This window comes from Marinobacter sp., from assembly GCF_048266785.1.
Classification (GTDB): domain Bacteria; phylum Pseudomonadota; class Gammaproteobacteria; order Pseudomonadales; family Oleiphilaceae; genus Marinobacter.
Window position 1 is genome coordinate 1 of sequence record NZ_JBLWYX010000032.1, and the last position, 19,985, is coordinate 19,985.

Sequence of the window (19,985 nt, forward strand, 5' to 3'; positions counted from 1 at the left end):
ATCAGAATACGGCGTTCGGCGTCGCGAATCACCGCGGCCATGACATGAATGCGGCGCACTGTCATTGCTCCGGCAGGTCGTCAGAGAACAGATCCTGCTCTTCATTCTCGCCGCCGGGGATGACATGTTCTTCGGCGGCCCAGGCGCCCAGATCGATCAGCCGGCAGCGCTCGCTGCAGAACGGCCGCTGGGGGAAGGTTTCATTCCAGGACACCGGTGCCTGGCAGGTGGGGCAGTTGACGGTCAGCGTCATCAGGGGCGCTCCAGTAATTGCATATAGCGAGCGTGCAGTGCGTCAACCTGGGCATGCAGGGCGGCAAGGTCGCTGTCGTTGGTCAATACATCGTGGGCGTGGCGCAGGCGCTCTTCGCGCTGTGCCTGGGCCTGCATGATGGCGCGTACCTGTGCCTCGGGCACCGCATCGCGCTGCACGGTGCGCGCCAACTGCATGGTCTCAGGCACATCGACAACGATTACCCGGCTGGTCAGGCTGTTTTGTCCGGATTCGACCAGCAAGGGGGAAACCAATAGCGCGTATGGGGAAGTGGCGGAGTGCAGGTCGGTGATGATCTCATCGCGGATCAGCGGGTGCAGCAATTGCTCCAGCCACTGCCGTTGTTTCGGAGCGGCAAAGACTGTTTCGCGCAGAGCGGCTCTGTTCAGTGTCCCGTCGTCGAGCAGCATGGCTTCGCCAAAGCGGTCGACGATGTGCGCCAACGCCGGGCGTCCCGGCTCAACCACGACACGAGACTTCTGGTCGGCATCCACAACATGAATGCCGTGGGCGGCGGCAAAGCGGTTGGCGGCAGCGGTTTTGCCGCTGCCAATGCCGCCGGTCAGGCCTATGATCATCCGGTGTTCCTTCGTTCAGGGCGCCGATCGTTATGGCCCCGGACAGGAGCGAGTCAGAAACCGGCGAAACGCAAATAATGGCCGGTAATTGTCTCACCCCAGATCAGAGCGATCCAGCCGGCGATGGCCAGGTAGGGGCCAAAGGGCAGGGGCGTACTGTTGTTGGCGCCGCGCGCCTTGAGAATGATCAGGCCCAAAATGGCGCCGACCAGAGAAGACAGCAGGATGGTCAGCGGCAGCACCTGCCAGCCACCCCAGGCGCCCAGCATGGCCAGCAGCTTGAAATCGCCGTAACCCATGCCTTCCTTGCCGGTAACCAGCTTGAATAGCCAGTAGACCGACCACAGACTCAGGTAACCAGCAACGGCGCCCCAGAGCGCGGTGTTGAGGTCTGTGTACACGCCAAAGCTGTTGAGGATTAGGCCCAGCCACAGCAGTGGCAGGACGATGATGTCCGGCAGTAGCTGGGTATCGGCGTCAATCATGCTCAGGCAGACCAGCGCCCAGGTGAGCACCAGCATGCCCGCGGTTGCCAGGCCAAAGCCCATTTGCCAGGCGACCAGCATGGAAAGCCCGGCAGTCAGTAGCTCGATTGCCGGGTAGCGCAGGCTGATCGGCTCCTTGCAGTTGCCGCAACGGCCGCGCAGCAGGAGGTAGCTGATGACCGGTATGTTCTGCCAAGGTTTGATCTCGGTCTTGCACTTGGGGCAATGCGAGTGGGGCAGAATGAGGTTGTAGGTCGCCGGCGGCGTGTGCTCGCGATCCGGCTCAAGAATCTCCCGCGCCTGCTGCTGCCACTCAATTTCCAGCATGCGTGGCACGCGCAGAATGACCACGTTGAGAAAGCTGCCAATGATCAGGCCCAGGAGGCCGGCGAGCAAAATAAAGGCCAGCGGGGTGCTGGCCATAAGACTGGCGGCTGTCATTAACCTACTACGTTACCCAGCTGGAAGATTGGCAGGTACATGGCAACAATCAGGCCACCGACAAGGACGCCGAGCACGCACATGATCATGGGCTCAAGCAGTGTGGTGAGGTTATCAACCTTGTTGTCGACTTCTGCTTCGTAGTAGTCGGCGACCTTTTCAAGCATGCCGTCAAGGTTACCCGACTCCTCGCCGATGCCGGCCATCTGGGTGGCCAGCGACGGAAACACGTTGGTGGTGCGCATGGAGAAGCTCAGCTGTGAACCAGCCGATACATCCTCTTTGATCTTCATGACGGCGTCATAGAACACCACGTTGCCGGCTGCACCGGCTACCGAGTCCAGCGCATCGACCAGTGGTACACCAGCGGCAAAGGTAGTTGCCAAGGTGCGAGCGTAGCGTGCAACGGCAGCCTGATAGACAATATCGCCGACCACGGGAGCTTTCAGCAGTGCCCGGTCTTGATAGTCACGGAAGGGCTTGGATCGCCGGTGGACCTGCGTATAGGTGTAGCCGGCCGCGATTAGCAGGATAAGCCCTACGAACCACCATGCTTGCAGCCACTCGGATAGCCCGATAACGAACATGGTAAACGCCGGCAGGTCTGCACCGAAGCTGTCGAATACATCCTGAAAGCTTGGCACTACTTTGAGCAGCATGATGACCGTCACTACCACCGCAACCACGATAACGGCAATGGGGTAGGTCATGGCTTTTCTGATTTTGGCCTTGAGCGCTTCGGTCTTTTCTTTGTAGGTCGCGATGCGATCAAGCAAGGATTCGAGGCGACCGGACTGCTCACCCGACTCAACCAGGTTGCAGAACAGGTCGTCAAAATACTTGGGGTGCTGGCGCAGTGATTCTGCCAGCGAGCTGCCGGAGGCTACGTTGTTCTTGATGTCAGTGACGAGCTTGGCAACGTTGGGGTTCTCTGCGCCTTCGGCAATAATCTCGAAGGCCTGAATAATAGGTACACCGGAAGCCATCATGGTTGCCAGCTGGCGTGTAAAGAATGCGATGTCCAGCGGTTTGATCGGCTTGGCACGCTTGCCAAACAGTGTCGACTGGCGGCCGATTTTGGTAACCAGAATACCCTGCTTGCGCAGTTGGTTCTTGACCAGGGCTGCATTGCTGCCCTGCTGGACGCCGGTTATCTTGGTACCCTTGCGGTCCTTGCCCTCCCACTTGAAGGGGTAGAGCTTTTCTTCCTTGGCCTTTTTGGCTTTGGCAGCGGCAGGGTTCTTTTTAAGTGCTGCTTGTTGCGCCATGACTTAGTCCTTGGTCACTCGGTTTACTTCCGCCAGGCTGGTCACACCCTCTACTACCTTCATTAGGGCTGACTGGCGCAAGTTTCTGAAGCCCTCGCTCTGGGCTACGTCAGATATCTGAATAGAGTTGCCGTCTTCCATGATGATGCGTTGCATTGCTGGAGTGATCTTGACGACTTCATAAATCCCAACACGTCCTTTATAACCGTCTTTACAATTTTCGCAACCCACGGGGCCGTAAATTGTAATCCCGGCATCAATTTTTTCCGCTGAAAAGCCTTCCTCAAGCAAGGTTTCGCGCGGTACATCGATTGTGGTTTTGCAGCTCTTGCAGAGCCGGCGCGCCAGGCGTTGGGCGATGATCAGGTTTACCGACGTAGCAATGTTGAAGGAGGGCACACCCATGTTGCGCATCCGGGTCAGGGTTTCCGCTGCGCTGTTGGTGTGCAGGGTGGACATAACCATGTGGCCGGTCTGTGCAGCCTTGATGGCAATCTCGGCCGTTTCCAGGTCGCGAATCTCACCGACCATGATGATGTCCGGGTCCTGACGCAGGAACGCGCGCAGGGCCTGGGCGAAGTCCAGGCCCTGTTTGGGGTTCACGTTAACCTGGTTGATGCCTTCCAGGTTGATCTCGACCGGATCCTCGGCGGTGGAGATGTTGCGCTCCTCGGTATTCAGAATGTTCAGGCCGGTATACAGCGAGACGGTTTTACCGGAACCCGTCGGGCCTGTTACCAGGATCATGCCCTGCGGGCGGGCCAGGGCCGCCAGGTACATCTCTTTCTGATCGTCTTCATACCCCAGCGCATCGATGCCCATTTTGGCGCTTTCTGAGTCGAGAATACGCAGCACCACCTTTTCGCCCCAGAGGGTGGGCAGAGTGTTGACCCGGAAGTCGATGGCTTTGCTTTTGGATATCTTCAGCTTGATGCGACCGTCTTGTGGTTTGCGGCGCTCGGCGAGGTCCATCGACGACATGACTTTCAAGCGAGCAGCGATGCGTACACCCAGCTGCTGTGGCGGCTTGGCTACTTCATGCAGCACGCCGTCGGTACGGAAGCGTACCCGGTAGGCCTTCTCGTATGGCTCAAAGTGCAAGTCGGATGAGCCCATGCGCACGGCGTCAAGAAGCATCTTGTTGACGAAGCGGACAATGGGGGCGTCGTCCGCGTCGGAGCCGGCGTCCTGCTTGTCGTCGTCTTTCACGGCCTGGACATCCAGTTCGTCCAGTTCGGCGTCACCTATGTCGCCGAGGCCGCCGGTCGGGCTGTCCAAGTACTTGTCGATGGCGCCATGCAGCTTGTCGTCTTCAACAATGACGGCGTCTGTCATCAAACCGGTGTTGAACTGGATGTCGCTGAGCGCTTGCTGGTTGGTCGGGTCGGAAATAGCCAGATACAAGCGTGATCCGCGCTTGAACAGCGGCATGACGTTGTGCTGGCGAACCAGCTTTTCGCTGACCAGCTCTTTAGGTTGTGCCTCTTTGTCCAAGGCAGCCAGATCGAAGAAGGGGTAGCCGAACTCGTCAGCACACACCATTGCAAGCGATTTGGCATCGGCCAGCTTGCGTTGCACCAGATGCGTGATAAAAGGGATCTTGTCCTGGGTGGCTTGTTGGGATGCTTTTGAGGCGGTTTCGGCGGTGAGAATTCCTTCTTGCACAATACGCCGTGCCAGCCCGGACAGAGCAGGGGTTTCCATGAGGCTTTCGTTCTCGAATTGCGGGTCCGTTATTTCTGGTGACTATAGTACAGGCGCGCGCCTCATTGCACGGTCTGATCGGTGTTGGTTAACGGTGGTGACAAAAAATGTCACATTCTGGCGGAGTGCGGCAGCAATTCTATTTTGAACAACCTCTTTAGTGTCAGGTTCGGTTGTGTTTGGTGGGCTTTTCGAGCTTGGTACAAAGCTTGCTTGAGGAATTGCAGCCGAACGGCTATTTCACATTAAAGGAGTTAATCATGAAAGCTCAAAAGGGTTTCACCTTGATCGAACTGATGATCGTTGTTGCGATCATCGGTATTCTGGCCGCCATCGCTCTGCCGGCTTATCGCGACTACACCCAGCGCTCCGCCAACGGCGCTTGCCTAGCTGAAGCCAAGGCCTATATGGGCACTGCTGTTGCTGATGCTGCTGACAACCGTACTCCCACTGCTTTTGAGCCGTCTGCGTGCGATGACACCACCACTGTCAGCATGACTATTGCTAATTACAATGCTGATACCCCGCTGACTTTCACTGCTCAGGATCGTGGTAACACTACTCTGAAGCAGAATACTGTATGCCAATCTGGTACTGGTTCCTGCGAACTGCAGTAATACCGGTTCCTTCTGAACAAAAAGCGCCTGAAAGGCGCTTTTTGTTTTTAAGGTGCTCTTTTATATTGTCTGCTGATAGTTGCGTGCGTTTCAGGAGTTGGGGTTTTGACGTTTCCTTTTAGGTACTTTGTTTTTTTTTCCTTGCTCGTCGCAGTCGCCGCATCCTTAGTTTTTTTTCCTGCTCTGAGCGGTGATTTTGTTCTGGACGACGGGTTTAATATCCTGCAAAACCACTTGCTTTATGTTGACGTGCTAAGTGTTGAGGGGCTGAGAAACGCTGCATTCAGCTTTCATGATGGTGTGGGTGGTCGGCCGCTTCCGATGCTGAGCTTCGCCCTCGATTACTGGCGCGCAGGGAGCATGGATGCAACTGCGTTCAAGGCGACTAACCTGTTTGTTCACGGGGCTACTGTATTCTTCCTGGCGCTGTGTCTGCGTCGTTTGCTGTTGCTGGCGGAGTGGGCTCCACCACAAGCCGCTCTAGGGGCTCTGGTTTTTGCGTTAGCTTGGGGAGTTCACCCCCTGCAAGTCTCCTCTGTCATGTATGTTGTTCAGCGCATGCAGACTATGGAAACCCTGTTTCTGGTACTGGCCTTATGGGCTTACTTGAGCATGCGCCAGATCCAGATTGCCGGCACGGGGCGTGGACGCGTTCAAGGCTTGGCAGTGCTCTTCTTCTGGTTGCTCGCCCTGGGCTGCAAAGAGGATGCGCCGCTGCTGTTCGCCTTCTGCTTGGCCCTGGAGCTGACGGTTTTGCGTTTTCGCGCAGCGCGGCAAGATGTCGCCAAGGGTTGGCGGCAAACCTATACCCTGCTAAGCGTGCTGGGTTTGCTTGTATATTTCTTTGTGGTTGTACCCCATTACTGGTCGTGGGATGCGTACGGAGGTAGAAACTTTTCCAGCCTTGAGCGCCTGATGACCCAGGCGCGGGTGTTGTGCCTTTACCTTTGGCAGATTGTTTTTCCCTACCCTGATCACATGACGTTTATCTACGATGACCTTCCGGTCTCGCGCAGCCTCTGGTCGCCCTGGACGACGCTGCCGTCGCTGGTCGCGGTGATTGGCTTGCTGGTCTGGGCGTGGTGTTGGCGCAATGTACGCCCGGTATTTGCTCTTGGCGTGCTGCTTTTCTTCTCCGGTCACTTCATTACCAGCAATGTCATCGCGCTGGAGCTGGTATTCGAACATCGCAACCACTTTCCTCTTATTGGTGCGGTACTCGCTGTAGGTGACCTGTTGACGCTGGCTTGGCAACGCCTGCCGCTTGGCAAATCTGCTGCTGTTGCGACACTCTGCGCAGGGCTGGCAGCCCTTGGTGTCACGACGTTGTCGCATGCCTACACGTGGGGCGACCCCGTCCGCCATGCGGAGAAATTAGTAGAGTTGTTGCCAGGGTCAACTCGCGCCTGGACACAACTGGGTGGCGCGCACTTTGATCTTTATAAAGCGACTGGCGAGAAGATTCATCTGGAACATGCTATCGATGCGAACGAGGCGGGGTTGCAGCAGGTGGAAGCCAGCCCTCTGGCATCCAATCTGGTCATTTACAAAACCCTGCTAGGAACGGTGGAGGACGATGACTGGCAGCGCTTCTTCATCGTGCTGCTAGAGGTGCCGCCCAGCTGGCAAGATAAATTTGTTGTCTGGACCATGATGAATAATGTGGATCGGGGGTTTGCCATTGATGCTGGCAAGGTGGTCCAGGCGATAGGCATTCTGGTAGATAAGGTGCCCCTGAGTAGCAATGAGTATTTGCGGGTGGCCGTATTTGTTTACAAGCACGGGCAACAGGATGAGGCGTTACCCTATTTTATTCGCTTTGCGGAAAGGTCCTCTTCATCCAGTGCAAGCTTCCAGCGAATGCTTGCCGAGCTTGAAGATGCCGGGCTTGCAGAATGGAGTGACATGATGCGCAGTGCACAAGCAGGAAACGCCCAATGAGCCTTAGCGTGGTTTTGCCCGCCAAAAATGAAGCAGCGACAATTGCAGACGTTATTAAAGGCGTACTCGAGTACTGCGCTCAGGCGCAAGTCGTGGTTGTGGACGATGGTTCAACCGACAATACTGCCGCGCTAGCTGCGGAGGCCGGCGCGATGGTTATCTCGCACCCCTATAGCAAGGGTAATGGTGCCGCTATCAAAACTGGTGCGCGGGCCGCGACCGGTGATGTAATTGTGTTCATGGACGGCGATGGACAGCATGCTGCAAGCGATATACCGCGGTTGCTCGCGCGTCTTGAGGAGGGCTATGACCTGGTGGTTGGGGCGCGCCAGCAAGGGTCCCAAGCCAGCGTCGGACGTGGCTTGGCTAACGGCTTCTACAATCGGCTTGCCTCCTATATGACTGGGCACAGTGTCGAGGACCTGACATCGGGCTTTCGTGCGGTGCGAGCAGAGAAGTTTCGAGAGTTTTTATACCTCCTTCCCAACGGGTTTTCTTATCCGACTACGTCAACTATGGCTTTTTTTCGAGCGGGTTATTCGGTCGCTTACGAGCCGATCCATGCTGCTCAACGTATCGGCAAGAGCCATATCAAGCCCTTCAAAGATGGCGTGCGATTCTTGCTTATCATCTTCAAGATCGGAACACTTTATTCTCCGTTAAAACTTTTTGCGCCGATCGCTATGCTGGCCTTCCTTGTGGCTACAGGGTGGTATGGCTACACCCTTGGTGCATTTGGGCGTTTTACGAATATGAGTGCTCTGCTCTATACCGGCAGCGTCATGGTGTTTCTGATGGGGCTGATTTCGGAGCAGATTACCGCGTTAATGTATAGGGGTGGGCAGTAATGGGCTCGGCGAAAGTCGGGTTGATTAGATGAAGTCAGATTTGATTAAAGTTTGGCATGTCCTAACTCAAGAGGAGCGTAAAAAGTCCGTCTTGATGATGGTGCTTGTCGTGCTGATGGCCTTTGTGGAAACGATTGGTGTTGTATCCATTATGCCATTTCTGTCTGTGCTTTCTAGGCCAGATATCGTGCATGAAGTTGTACTCCTTAACTGGCTGTACGAGTCACTAAATCCTGAAAGTGAACGCGAATTCATTGTGGTGCTGGGCGGTATTTCTATTGCCTTGGTGGTCGGATCGTCACTGTTTAAGACATTGACTCTTCACGCGATCAACCGGTTTGCCTATATGTTGCGCCACGGGATAAGCTCGCGCCTGCTTTCGCGGTATTTGGCTCAGCCATATGAGTTTTTTCTAATCCATAACTCTGCTGAGCTCGCGCGTAACGCTCTTTCCGAGATAGACCAGTTACTCGTTGGGCTGATCAAGCCGTTGTCCCAGTTAGTGGCACAGGGGGCTGTTGTCCTGGCGATGGTTATTGTCCTTCTTCTATATGATCCTTGGATCGCGGTAGCTGCGGTTGCCGTAGTGCTAGTGTTATACGCTGTCATCTACGTGCTGGTGCGTAAGCGGCTGGTCGAAACTGGCAGGACGCGGCAGCTAGAGAATGGCGCACGTTTCAAGGCTTGTAACGAGGTGCTTGGGGGAATTAAAGACGTAAAAGTGACAAATGCTGCTGACGCGTACTTAGGCCGATTTACGTCAGCCTCGCGTGGGTACTCACGTCACCAAGCTAACGCGGAAACACTGAGCCAGTCGCCGCTATATATTGTAGAGGCTGTTGGTTACACCGGGCTGATTTGTCTATCACTGATCCTTATGGAGCGAAGTGAGGATATCGCTCAGGTACTGCCAGTGTTGGGGTTGTATGGTTTCGCAGCCTATCGAATTTTACCCTCTGTTCAGATTATGTATCGTGGCTTTGCCCAGCTGAAATTTTCTTCCGCCGCGCTTGATGTTATAGCCCAGCATCTGTCGCTACCTGTGAACTCGGGCTTAAGAGCTGCAGGCAAGCTGCGTCCGCAACGCGGTATTCGGTTGAAGAATGTTACCTTCGCATACCCTGCTTCGCCTGATAAGCCTATCTTCTCTGGTTTTAGTCTGGAAATCCATGCGAATAGATGCGTCGGTATTGTAGGCGCAAGCGGAGCCGGGAAGAGCACATTGATGGACCTGCTATTGGGGCTGCTGGAGCCGCAAGCTGGGCGTTTGCTGATTGACGATACTGCAGTGGACAGCTCAAATGTAACGAATTGGCAAGGGTCCATAGGCTACGTGCCCCAGCATATTTATCTGGCGGACCTAACTGTTGCTGAGAATATCGCGTTTGGTGTGCCGAGCAATCAAGTCGACATGAATGCAGTGCAGCGCGCAGCTCGAGTGGCCCAGATACATGACTTTGTGACCACAGAGCTGCCCTTGGGTTATCTCACTGTTATTGGCGAGCGTGGTGTGCGCTTATCGGGGGGGCAGCGGCAGCGAATAGGTATTGCTCGTGCACTTTATCGCGATCCACCGGTTTTGCTCATGGATGAGGCTACTAGTGCGTTGGATGTGAACACAGAGCAGCGATTAAGTAGCGCTCTGCGCGAGCTGTCAAGCAGGAAAACTATCTTAATTGTTTCTCACAATGCAGAGTCGCTGCGCTATTGCGATGAAATCATCTCAATAGCGCCTGGGCCATAAGGGGGCATATATGATGGCTCGGCAGGTTAAGGATGGTCATTACCAGTTCGGACGCTACATGAGTCGTGGTAGATGGATGAGTGTTTGGCACCAAGTCTCAGAGCTGCTCGCTCTTGATCCGAAGAAGGTCCTGGAGGTGGGGCCTGGCCCTGGTGTACTCAAGTCTGTGATTAATGGCTTTGGGTGCCGGCTTGAAACGCTTGATATTGATGAGACGCTGTGTCCGGATTATCTGGCTTCGGCAGAGGAGATGCCGTTCAATAACGGAAGCTTCGATGTCGTCTGTGCTTTCCAGGTACTTGAGCACATGCCGTTCGATGTTTCCTTGAGTGTGCTTAGAGAAATGTGGAGGGTTTGCTCTGGTGGTGTGGTTATTAGTCTTCCTGATGCAAGGCCGTGTTGGTCCTCTTCGGTGCGAATTCCTTATGTGCGGCCTTTAAATATCATGTTCGAGCGTCCATTTTATCGGGGTGATGTACACGTGTTCGATGGCGAGCACTACTGGGAGATCAATAAGAAAGATTATGCTCTCAGCGACGTATCTAGCCTGCTCCTTAACTGTGTGCCTGGTGCTGCAATGAGTACCTATCGAGTCCGGGAAAACCCATATCATCGCTTCTTTGTGTTCAAGAAGTAGCTCGGGTATAGAGATACAATATGTCTGAACCGGTCGTTTCGATCGTCATTCCAACCTTTAGGCGTGCCGAATACTTAGGCCGGGCGATTAATAGCGCGTTGCAGTCCGCCGGCGATTATGAGGTGGAAGTTATAGTCGTCCCCAATGGGCCGGATGACTCTTGGCGTAGGATAGCTCGTGATTTTGCGAGAGACTTTCGCGTAAAGTGGTTGCCGCTAACGATGGCTGGTGCGCCGCAGGCTAGGAACCATGGGTTGATAAATGCTTCAGGGGGTTATGTCCGGTTCCTTGATGATGATGACTATTTATACCCTGACAGTTGTATGAGGCAGCTAGTCAAGATTGTAGAGGAAAATCTTGACATATGCTCAGGTTCAATAGATGTCGTAAATTCTAAGCTGAACTGCGTGAAGAGATTGTCTCCGCCTAATACAAGTGATCTCGTCGTTGCCGCGTTGGGGCCTGCTAGGATGACGGTGACCCATGCGCACCTCTATCGAAGAGAGATGCTATCGGCTGCCAGGTGGGATATTGATTTGCCCGTTGGGCAAGACGTTTTCTGGTTTATGAAGCTTTCTGTGAGCCCGGGTCTTCGCTGGGCATGCGTTGATGAAACAGTTGGCGCTTGGGTCCAGCATACGGGTGCAAGGGTTTCTCGGGGCAGGGATCCCGGTCAGCAGGCTCTGTCTGCTAGAGCTGAACTCATACTGCAATTGGTCTGCGCGCTTCAGGTTGCAGGCGGGCTAAGCCATAATAGAAAAATTGCTGCTTCGGATGGTCTTTGGGCTTGTATACAGAAGGGGCTTCGGTATGACTATCAGTATTGGGTGAAAATGGCTCAAGCAGCCGATAATCTTGTTGTCGGTCGGCGCCCACCCTCCAGGATCCATTCTTTACCTTTGCTTAGAGACATCCCGCCTTTATGGGTTGAGAGTGCTCTGATCCCTGTTCGTTGGTTGTATCATCCTGTTCGTTTGATTCTCGATAAACTTGGCGTTGGTAGAGTGTGATGCACGAGAGCATGGACAAGCCCATCGTATCAGTGATTATGCCAGCCTATAACACTGCAGGCACTCTGATGCAGTCCATAAACTCCGTTCTATCGCAAAGTATGCGGGATTTGGAGCTTATAGTTTGTGACGATGCTTCATCTGATGCCTCCGGCCAGGTGTTGGGCTCCATCGAGGACCCGCGATTCAGATATATTCGAAATCCAGTCAATGTGGGGCCTGGTGCGAGCCGAGACCGAGCAATAGCGCTAGCATGCGCTCCCTGGGTCGCTTTTATTGATGCTGACGATACTTGGTTGCCTGAGCGCTTGGAGCGCCTGCTGTCTGTCGCGACCACTGTGCCAAGTCGTATGGTGTTCGACGATATCATGACGTGTCATTCCTCTCCGGAAGGGCTAGTGCCTTGGCGTAGACTACATGGAGATATCGCCTTCGGTGGCTCTGGGCAGAGCCCCTATGACTTTGGGCTTGAAGGCTACTTGGGATCGTCTCGATTGCTTATAAAACCACTGATTCCTATGTCCGCTATTCGCGACGCAGGGGTGCAGCACTCATTCCGATCGTTTGGAGAGGACGCTGAGTATGTGATTCGTTTGGCGCATGCAGGGCTTGAATTTCGCTATCTTCCGGAGGCGCTATATCTGTATCGCGTCCAACCGGGGTCGCTCACTGCGTTGGCAGGGCCGCACGACATGCGTTTATGTATTGAGTCGTGTGCCGTACTCGAGGGGTGGCCAGACAATATAAAAGTGGCCTTTCACCGTAAGATCATCTCATTGAGACGAAATGAGGCCTTGTACGCGTTGGCGGATGCTCTAAAAGGTTGGCACTTTTTCAAGGCTGCGACGCTTGTTTTGGCTAACCCTGGAGTACTGATTGCTCTCCCCAGGCGAGCACTAATTTACTTTAGCTACCAGTTTCACCGCAGGCGTCATCGCGGTGCCAGTCGTGCGGATTAGTGGTGGGGCCTTTGATGACTAGATCAGTGTCTACGGTGCTGACATTTGGAACCTTTGACGTCTTTCATGTTGGGCACTTGCGTATCCTGGAGCGCGCTGCGGAATTAGGCGACCGTTTGGTGGTTGGCGTGTCAAGTGATGCGTTGAATGTCAGCAAGAAGGGGAGGGCCCCCGTGTTTTGCCAGGACGAGCGCTTGAGGCTGGTTGCCGCCCTCCGCTGTGTAGACGAGGTTTTTTTAGAGGAGTCTTTGGAGTTGAAAAGGCACTACTTGCAGCATCACGGTGCGAAGGTCCTAGCAATGGGGGATGACTGGAAGGGGCGCTTTGACGAGTTCAATGATATCTGCCGCGTAGTTTATTTCGAGAGAACCCCTGCTATTTCAACCACAGCGATTATTGAAAAAATTCGATTTTAGGTTGAGCAGGCTCTTGCCAACTGGGCCAAGCAGCGCTGCGTCGCTTGGCCATCGGCCCAGTCTTCATAGATTGTTGTTTTCACTTCCTGGTGTTTCTCTGAATGGCTTCGCCAGTAGTGGTCGGGACTCTGCATTGCGCAGACTAGCGCCTCAGTCAACGCCGGCATGCAATCCACTATGGGGCCAAACCGGAACTCGGGGCCTAGTGAAAACCCTTTTCGAAACGGAGGGGGGACATCCAAGAAAATGGTCGGTCTATCCAGTAGTAAGAAGTCAAACGCAATAGATGACCAGTCGCAGATGAGGATGTCGCTGATCTGAAGGATGCTCTCGGTGTCGGGCCAGTCGCTGCTTGGCATCCGCTTTATATTGGGGTGCTCCTGCTCTGCGCTTGCGTCGCTATTGAGATGAGTGCGCAATATCACTGTCGCATCATGCTGCTCAGCGATAGAGGAAAGTGCGGCTAGAAAGTTTGCCTCGGAGTAGCCGAAGGGGTAAAGGCTTCGGCCGGCTGCATCCTGTGACCATGTTGGAGCAAATAATACAACTGCACCGGTTTCCGGTAGTCCAAGCTCTTTTCGTATGTCTAAGTTGCATGCCTGTTGCTCGACAAGGGCATCGGTGCGTGCGTATCCGGTAACTACTACTCGGTCGGGCTCGAAACCGAAGCGCTCTATATACAGCTTTCGAACCAGGGGAGATGCAACCCAGGTGGCATCATATCGATGCTGTAGGCGAAAGTCGTCTGCATCAAAGCCTTTGAAAGGAATACCGTGCCACACGTCGAAGCATTTAAGTCCGGTTTTCTGATAGCAGGTTAAAATTAGCTCCAAGCTATGTAGACCATGGTCGCTAATGAGCGCCTTGGAGCGGGCTAGTAATAGCGCTGCTCCGATGCCACAAGCCCATTGCGCCCGTATGCCTTGTGCGTGCAAAGAGCGGCAGTAGGCTAGATCCATACTGAGGAATGTGGACTTATCACAGCTCTGGTAAAGCGCTAACAGGTTGCCGTTTAGCTTGTGTCCGTAGAGAGTTATGGCTGACCTTTCTGTCACTAGACGTAGTATAAGCCCCAGTGTCGCCTGGCACGTAAACGCAAGGAGGTAAAGCCAATGAGATGGGCGTGATTTGTTGATTTTCATTAGGCTGCGTTGTTTTGAGTAGTTGTTCGGTGTTAAAGCTTTTTAGCTCTAGCTTTTAGTGTTAATAGCGCTCAGTTTTACAGCCTCTCTGGTTTTTCCTTAAAGCCTGTATTTGAAGTCTTTTTTAGAATGTAGATTAGTGTTGGTATTGCAGGCTTAAAAATGTTCAGTAGCCAATCGGGAGTGTGGCATATTAGCGTTGTGAGGAGGGAGTCTGGTTGCTCTATCACAAAGGTCGTCTTCGCTGCACGGACGCTGATATTTTCATAAACAAACCCTGATTGCTTCAGGAAACTCTCGGTTTCTGCCAGTTGAAGCGGTTTGCAATCATAGAATTCGCCCTTTCCCCTCCATCGTAGGTATGGTGTGCGCCAACTTCGGGGAAGCCAGCTTAAAAAGAGAAGCTTGTAGTGAGGCTCTGTGATCATCCAACGGTTCGGTACTGCAAAGTAGCAGGTACCGGTCGGAGCCATCACGCGTTGTATTTCGCGCAAATGCTCAAGCTGGGCTTTTTTTTCTCCGACATGCTCGATGACGTGGTTGGTGATGACGACGTCGAAGGAGGAGTCGGGAAACGGAAGCTCTACGCTGCTTACTTTAAAGAACTTATATCCATCCCGTACCATGCGATTGTCATTTACATCCACGCCGACCACCTCGCAATTAATGGATTTATGCGTTGCAAAATAATGGGTGATTCCTCCTGAGCCGCAGCCTACCTCTAGCATGCGAATATTTTGCTGTGAAAATCGCTCTCTTATATTCAGTAAAATCTCAATTTTTTTTGCTTTTGGTATTCGCGATGCGAGGTCTATAGAGGCGTGAGCTTTCCGAGCACCGGTTGCAAGGGGCTTGACTATCAAAGATTGCCAGACGGCACTACCAAATATCGACCATTCAAATCGCCTCGCATACTTGGTACTGGTGTCCGGTTTAGGGTTGGTAATAATTGAGACTATTTTTCTGCTAAATTGCGGGTAATTATTGATCTCTGCGAGCTCTCCGGATTCCCCGCTCTTGACTGCATCGATCACTCCCCCCGTTGCAAACGCCACCGTCGGTAACCCGTGTGCAGCAGCTTCAATAGCTACCATTCCAAAGCCCTCAGGGTCATCCGGGATGTGGCGGACAGGGAACACATGCACGTCAGCCGCTTCATAAGCCGTGGCCAGCTCGGTTGGGTCGGTAATAACACCAAGGAAAATAATATTCTCACCAACGCCGGCCTTGGCCGCGGCCGCTTGGATGCTTTCGACAGTCTGTATACCCGCACCCAGTGAGTTTTTGGGGGCTTCCCCAACCACCACCAGTATTGCATCAGGCTGAGCCTGCACAATGCTGGGCAGGCTCAGCTCAACAAATTCACGCAGTCCTTTTCTCGTGGTTAGGCGGCCTACCGATAGCAGGATTTTCCTGCCTGTCAGGCCGTGTTTTTCCCGGAATGCGGCGATGCACTCGGGGGGCTGTGGCGCTGCGGGAAGGCTGACACCAGGAAAGACTATGCTTAGCTGTGCGTCGGTTACGCCTGCCTCTAACGCCAATTGCTTTGTGGGTGTGCTGTTGACAATAACGTGATTGAGCCGCTTAAACGTCGGATGCCAAAGCTTGCGGTAAACAGCGTGATTCACGCTGATGTCAAAACCATGCAAATAGGCCGCAGATCTCGCGCCGCACAGCTTGCCCAGCAGCCATGCGATGGGGGCGGTAAGGCCGCTGCCAGCTAGGATTACTTGGGGGCGCCAGGTGATGGCGGTCCATAGCCCCCTGAGGAAAGCGACTGCCAGGAACAGTGGCAGCGGCTTCAGAGGTGCCTCTGCCACTGATACGTCTCGTGGTTTTTGAGCCGCAGCCCCCTTGGGGCCGACAACACGAACCTGGGCGTACTTAGTCAGTTCATCGGCCATGTGCCAGTTGAGTCGCTCCATGCCTCCGACCAGAGGGGGCAGGTTGCGAGTAATAATCAGGATTCTGGGGTTTTCGTTATTCTTCATTTTGGCTACGGCTTCGCGGGCTGCGCTGCTTGGTTGTCGGGTTTGGCGCTGATAGCCTGCTCCAGCTTCTCGCGTAGAGTCGGATGCAGGCTGGCCGCAAAGGTTGCAGTCAGGTGTTCATTGTCTCTGTAAACAAATACTCCCTTCATGCGGGCTCGGCACACACCGTCTGGGCAAACCTGGTCATTCAGGTCGATCAGGGTGGTTGCTGGTGTCATCTGCGCTGCTTGGCTCAGCCCGCTGATGGCCCCTGCTCGGTTCTGATTCTCGGCTGTGGTAGTGCAGGCTGTTGCACTAGGCTGCGATGAGGTCGCGGGGTCGTGCTGTTCCAGGCAGGTTATGCCGTTGAAGCCCAGAGCATAGGTTGGCGCAATGAGCACTTTTTGCTGTGCGGTACCGGTATGTTCGTTGAGTATGCGTTGCATCCCTTGTGCCCATTGCGCGCTATCCAATGCGTAGCTTCCTGAAGAGCCAATGATCAGTAAATCCGGGTTTAGCCGTTTGATGTAATCAGATGCGCTGGCCCGCCAGTCGCTGCACTCCGTATAGAGTCGGCCGAGTCGCTCGTAAAATAGCGGCTGGTCCACAATCGGACAAGCGGCTTTGGTCAGGACTGTGATTCTCCATTTGCCTGCTTCCAGGTCGAGTGCACGCTTCAGCGCAGGAAGCCACTGCGCGCCAATACTGTCGCCCCAGAGCACGGCATGTCTTGGGGCCGTGTTATTGCCAAACTCGCAGGGTTTAACCTGCGCCGACAGGTACCATTCGTCGCAGCCCAGCTGATAGGTTTCTGGAAGGTCTTTTCGGGCTAGGGCGTAGGGTGATGGGGGCTGGGCTTTGATCTCCCGGGTTGCGCTGTTGTGCCACTTGATCAATTCCACGTTGCTCAGGGCAACAGCAACAAGGCATGCGAGCAACTGCCACTTTGCCGGGAAGTGGTTGCTGTTGTATCTGCGGATCGGGTTCTCAACCAGTCGGTATGACAGATGGGCCAGTACAAATGATGTGGCGAGTAACACCAGTTGAGAGTAAAGCGTTGTTTCCGGGAGTAGGTGTTGGCCTACGACCAGCACCGGCCAGTGCCAAAGGTAGAGGGAGTAGGATATGTCACCTATGTACTTGAGCGGCCCCCAGCCCAGCAGAGAAGCTGGCGTCTTTTCGCTGGCTTGAAGATCTAGTGTTAGCAGGCAGAGTGCAGCGCCTAATGTTGGCAGCAGGCTGACCCAGTCAGGATAGCGTGTGGACTTATCAATCCAGCAGGCAGCGCCCACGATGGCCAGTAACCCTGCTGGTAACAGGAAGCGCCCGGCAGGAAGTGTGCGCCAGGGAGAATGGCTGGCAACCAGCCAGACAATCGCGCCAATACTGAATTGCCAGATCCGGGCTGGCATAAGGTAGAACGCTAGCGTGGGGTTTTCGTGGGTAAGCCAGAGGCACCAGGTGAAACTCGCCAGCGCAATGCAGACGAGTAAGGGAAGGCGCAGGTTGTCGGTGGTTTTGTAAATCAGCAGGATCAACAGTGGCCATAGCAGGTAAAACTGTTCTTCAACACCGAGTGACCACGTGTGCAGAAAAGCGTTGGCAAGGGTCGTGCTCTCAAAATAGCTTTGTTCCGTCAGGATGAAATGGATATTGCTTATCCACAGCGCTGCGCTGGCGGCTGCCGAGGCTTGTGCCGGGTGTTCCGGCAGGGGAATAAAGGCTGCGATTGCAAATGCTGTTCCGCACAGCATTAGCAGTAAAGCGGGTAGCAGGCGCTTCAGACGACGGGCATAGAACTGCAACAGATCCAGCTTGCCCCTATTGTTGATCTCCGTTACCAGCAGGCCGGTGATCAGGTAGCCCGAGATGACAAAAAAAACGTCGACACCAATAAGGCCGCCGTACAGGTTGGGCACCCCTGCGTGCGCAGCCAAGACCAGCAGGACGGCAATTGCCCGCAGTCCCTGAATAGCTGGCTGGTAGCGCAGTTGCAATGTGGGCTCCAAGACTGATCCTTGTTGTGGTGCGGCTTTATCCGTAGTGAAAGGCTAACGATTGCTGTCAGCGTAGACGGTCGTGGCAGCAGGGCGAGCTACGGCCCATCACGCATCTACCACATTCTCCCCCTGCACGCGCCCGCGGGTGTCGATGATGATCTGCCCATGTTCTATCAACGCTGCGTAATCAAACCCATCGTGATCAGTTGCGAGCACCAGGCAGTCGTAACTCGCGATGTTCTCGCTTGTCAGTTCGACGGACTGGAGGTCGAAGTGATAGTCCCGTTTTTGCGGGAAGCTGGGCACGTGCGGGTCTGAGTAGGCAACCTGGGCGCCCTTGTCCTGCAGTAGTGACATGATCTCGACGGCGGGCGACTCGCGGGTGTCGTCGATGTTCTTTTTGTAGGCCAGCCCCAGTACCAGAATGCGGCTGCCTTTGACGGCCTTGCCGTGGTCGTTGAGGGCGTCGGCAACCTTCTGTACCACCCAGTGGGGCATATAGTGGTTGATTTCACCTGCCAGTTCGATAAAGCGGGTGTTGACGCCGTACTCCTTGGCCTTCCAGGTGAGATAGAAGGGGTCGATGGGGATACAGTGGCCGCCAAGGCCGGGGCCGGGGCTGTAGGGAACAAAGCCGAAGGGTTTGGTCGCAGCCGCCTGAATGACTTCGTGGATATTGATGCCCATGCGGTCGGCAACGATCTTCATCTCGTTGACCAGTCCGATGTTGACGGCGCGGTGAATATTTTCGAGCAGCTTGGTCATCTCTGCCACGCGCGGGCTGCTGACCGGCACCATGGTTTCGATGGCGTGGGCGTACAGGGCTTCGCCGAGCTGCAGGCAGCGTGGTGTTGCGCCACCGATAACCTTGGGGATCTGTGCGGTGCTGTACTGCGCATTGCCCGGATCTTCGCGCTCAGGCGAGTAGACGAGCGCACAGTTGTCGCCCGGCGTGAAGCCAGCGCGCTGCAGGCGCGGCGCCAGAACCTCCTCGGTTGTGCCGGGCCAGGTCGTGCTTTCAAGGCTCATCAGCTGGCCTGGGCGCAGGTGCGGCAGGATGCTGTCGACGGTTCTCTCGACAAAGCCGAGATCAGGCTGGTGATGGCTGTCGAGTGGTGTGGGCACGCAGATGATCTGTGCGTCCACCTCGGTGCTGCGTGCAAAGTCGCAGGTTGCCTCGAAGCCGGCCTCGCGGATGCGCGCGATGGTGTCGGGCTCAATGCGTTCGATGTAGCTGAGGTTGCGGTTTAGCTTGTCTACCTTGACCGGGTCGACATCAAAGCCGATCACCTTGATACCAACGTCGGCAAAACGAATGGCCAGCGGCAGGCCGACATAGCCCAGACCGTAAATGCCAACAACGCAGCTACCGTCGCGAATACGTTGCGCGAGGGTGTCCAGTGAGGCTGTGGCGGTGGTTGGCTGGGACATTGAGCAGGCGATCCTTGAGTCTCATGGTGGGCGCAAGAATCATTGCAAATGGCAGCACTACTAGCAAGGCGCGGGTATGAGTATTGGGAGCCTGCTTACGCTTTTGGCAGGTGTCCGCACAGCATGGTTTCACCCTTCTCCCACAACCGCCACTCCCCAGTCTCATACGCCTGCCACTGCTCATTGCTGGTCAGCGGTTCTGTCGCGATCACGGTCACCACGTCGTTGCGGGTGGTGTGCTGCTGAAAGTCGATTTCCAGGTCAATGTCACTGAGCACGGCTGGGCCGAAGGGCGCGCGGCGGGTGATCCGGTGGAGTTTGCTGGTACACAGGGTAAACAGCCAGTCGCCGTTGCTCAGCATCAGGTTGCACACCCCCAGTTCGCGCAGCGGGGCGCAGCATTGGCTGAGGGTGTCGGCGATCTCGGCAAGGCTTGGGGGCTTGCTGTAGCGGCGGGCGAGGTTATTCAGCAGGTGGCAGAAGATGGCTTCGCTGTCGGTGTCGCCGACCGGCGTGTAGT

General features: G+C 54.8%; 17 protein-coding genes and 1 pseudogene. 8 read left to right on the top strand and 10 right to left on the bottom strand.

All coding sequences use genetic code 11. The features are described from left to right. Positions 1–61: 61 nt before the first annotated feature. Genes yacG through pilB form a run of 5 tightly spaced genes read right to left on the bottom strand, consistent with a single transcriptional unit; the run spans position 62 to position 4,750 of the window. Positions 62–253 (bottom strand): DNA gyrase inhibitor YacG, encoded by a 192-nt coding sequence (yacG, locus tag ACN0V1_RS20695; protein ID WP_083725328.1) that lies wholly within the window; start codon positions 251–253, stop codon positions 62–64. Further along, positions 253–852 (bottom strand): dephospho-CoA kinase, encoded by a 600-nt coding sequence (gene coaE, locus ACN0V1_RS20700; protein ID WP_417546763.1) that lies wholly within the window; start codon positions 850–852, stop codon positions 253–255. Before coaE ends, yacG begins: the two co-directional genes overlap by 1 nt. A 53-nt stretch (positions 853–905) precedes the next feature. After that, positions 906–1,778 (bottom strand): prepilin peptidase, encoded by an 873-nt coding sequence (locus tag ACN0V1_RS20705; protein WP_417546764.1) that lies wholly within the window; start codon positions 1,776–1,778, stop codon positions 906–908. Continuing rightward, positions 1,778–3,046 carry a type II secretion system F family protein gene (locus ACN0V1_RS20710; RefSeq protein ID WP_417546765.1) on the bottom strand — a complete coding sequence of 423 codons (1,269 nt, stop codon included), beginning with the start codon at positions 3,044–3,046 and terminating at the stop codon, positions 1,778–1,780. Before ACN0V1_RS20710 ends, ACN0V1_RS20705 begins: the two co-directional genes overlap by 1 nt. A 3-nt stretch (positions 3,047–3,049) precedes the next feature. Then, a complete protein-coding gene (gene pilB / locus ACN0V1_RS20715; RefSeq protein WP_417546766.1) occupies positions 3,050–4,750 on the bottom strand; it encodes a type IV-A pilus assembly ATPase PilB in 1,701 nt (566 codons plus the stop codon). A 260-nt stretch (positions 4,751–5,010) separates the two neighbouring features. On the opposite strand from pilB, the pseudogene ACN0V1_RS20720 reads away from it, so the two are divergent. From ACN0V1_RS20720 to ACN0V1_RS20755, 8 genes and pseudogenes are all read left to right on the top strand, one after another. Further along, a pseudogene (locus ACN0V1_RS20720) lies at positions 5,011–5,119 on the top strand (prepilin-type N-terminal cleavage/methylation domain-containing protein); the annotation flags it as partial. A 353-nt stretch (positions 5,120–5,472) separates the two neighbouring features. Beyond that, on the top strand, positions 5,473–7,308 hold the full coding sequence (locus ACN0V1_RS20725) for a hypothetical protein (RefSeq protein WP_417546767.1): 1,836 nt from the start codon (positions 5,473–5,475) through the stop codon (positions 7,306–7,308). Then, the gene (locus ACN0V1_RS20730) at positions 7,305–8,156 is read left to right on the top strand and encodes a glycosyltransferase family 2 protein (protein ID WP_417546768.1); all 852 of its coding nucleotides are present in this window, start codon (positions 7,305–7,307) and stop codon (positions 8,154–8,156) included. The genes ACN0V1_RS20725 and ACN0V1_RS20730 overlap by 4 nt, the downstream gene beginning before the upstream one ends. A gap of 28 nt (positions 8,157–8,184) precedes the next feature. Continuing rightward, complete coding sequence (locus tag ACN0V1_RS20735; RefSeq protein ID WP_417546769.1) at positions 8,185–9,900, top strand: ABC transporter ATP-binding protein; 1,716 nt, start codon at positions 8,185–8,187, stop codon at positions 9,898–9,900. A gap of 10 nt (positions 9,901–9,910) precedes the next feature. Then, positions 9,911–10,537 carry a class I SAM-dependent methyltransferase gene (locus ACN0V1_RS20740; RefSeq protein ID WP_417546770.1) on the top strand — a complete coding sequence of 209 codons (627 nt, stop codon included), beginning with the start codon at positions 9,911–9,913 and terminating at the stop codon, positions 10,535–10,537. 20 nt (positions 10,538–10,557) lie between these two features. Beyond that, positions 10,558–11,547, top strand: coding sequence for a glycosyltransferase family 2 protein (locus tag ACN0V1_RS20745; protein WP_417546771.1), 990 nt, complete (start codon positions 10,558–10,560; stop codon positions 11,545–11,547). 38 nt (positions 11,548–11,585) lie between these two features. Continuing rightward, on the top strand, positions 11,586–12,506 hold the full coding sequence (locus ACN0V1_RS20750; RefSeq protein WP_417546778.1) for a glycosyltransferase family 2 protein: 921 nt from the start codon (positions 11,586–11,588) through the stop codon (positions 12,504–12,506). 26 nt (positions 12,507–12,532) lie between these two features. After that, positions 12,533–12,922 carry an adenylyltransferase/cytidyltransferase family protein gene (locus ACN0V1_RS20755; protein WP_417546772.1) on the top strand — a complete coding sequence of 130 codons (390 nt, stop codon included), beginning with the start codon at positions 12,533–12,535 and terminating at the stop codon, positions 12,920–12,922. On the opposite strand, the gene ACN0V1_RS20760 is transcribed toward ACN0V1_RS20755, so the two are convergent. The 5 genes from ACN0V1_RS20760 to ACN0V1_RS20780 all read right to left on the bottom strand — a co-directional run. Further along, positions 12,919–14,064: a CDP-glycerol glycerophosphotransferase family protein gene (locus ACN0V1_RS20760; protein WP_417546773.1), complete on the bottom strand. Its 1,146-nt coding sequence runs from the start codon at positions 14,062–14,064 to the stop codon at positions 12,919–12,921. The two genes, ACN0V1_RS20755 and ACN0V1_RS20760, sit on opposite strands and share 4 nt — an antisense overlap. A gap of 77 nt (positions 14,065–14,141) precedes the next feature. Continuing rightward, complete coding sequence (locus tag ACN0V1_RS20765; protein ID WP_417546774.1) at positions 14,142–16,055, bottom strand: glycosyltransferase; 1,914 nt, start codon at positions 16,053–16,055, stop codon at positions 14,142–14,144. A gap of 5 nt (positions 16,056–16,060) precedes the next feature. Next, positions 16,061–18,043, bottom strand: coding sequence for an acyltransferase family protein (locus ACN0V1_RS20770; protein WP_417546775.1), 1,983 nt, complete (start codon positions 18,041–18,043; stop codon positions 16,061–16,063). Positions 18,044–18,139: 96 nt separating this feature from the next. After that, the gene (locus ACN0V1_RS20775) at positions 18,140–19,465 is read right to left on the bottom strand and encodes a nucleotide sugar dehydrogenase (RefSeq protein ID WP_417546776.1); all 1,326 of its coding nucleotides are present in this window, start codon (positions 19,463–19,465) and stop codon (positions 18,140–18,142) included. Between the two features lie 95 nt (positions 19,466–19,560). Then, a partial coding sequence (locus ACN0V1_RS20780; protein ID WP_417546777.1) for a class II glutamine amidotransferase occupies positions 19,561–19,985 on the bottom strand: 425 nt, incomplete at its 5' end.